Source organism: Mesorhizobium sp. M00.F.Ca.ET.216.01.1.1, from assembly GCF_004010325.2.
Lineage (GTDB): Bacteria > Pseudomonadota > Alphaproteobacteria > Rhizobiales > Rhizobiaceae > Mesorhizobium.
This window is the reverse complement of record NZ_SADR02000134.1, coordinates 1-440: the sequence shown is the minus strand read 5'-3', so window position 1 is coordinate 440 and position 440 is coordinate 1. Positions and strand designations below refer to the sequence as shown.

Here is a 440-nt window from a genome sequence, read left to right as displayed (position 1 = left end):
GCATCGCGGGCGAGCCGGAGGAAGATCGAGGGCGACGCGGCGCCGCCTTCCGGCGGACGACCGCGGCCATCCTTGAGATGGCAATTCTGGCAGGCGCGTTCATTGAACAGCGGACCAAGCCCGTCCGAAGCCTGGGTCGACGAAGGCGACGACACCCAGTTCTTGCGGAAAAGGGCGTTTCCGAGCTTGAAGTTGCCTTCTTCCTCGAAGGTGATGTTGGCGGCCGGTTGCGAGAACGCGTCGCGGCTGGGATCCTTGCGCGAAGTGCCGGCGCCGCCCTGCATCAGTTCGAACGGCTCGGGCTTGGAAAAGTCCGTGGTCGGCCGCGTGACGGCGAGGACCCTCGCCTCATCCTTGGGCGTCAAATCGGTGCGGCTGGCGGCAAGGCCGGCGCTACCAGTCTCGCCGGCCATGGCCGAGGCAGATAGCGCCAGCAGAAG

The 440-nt window shown here is 66.6% G+C and carries 1 protein-coding gene; it reads right to left on the bottom strand.

Annotation, left to right across the window (positions count from 1 at the left end; all coding sequences use genetic code 11):
- The coding region (locus EN859_RS35395; RefSeq protein WP_281015671.1) for a di-heme oxidoredictase family protein at positions 1-440 on the bottom strand (440 nt) is incomplete at both ends.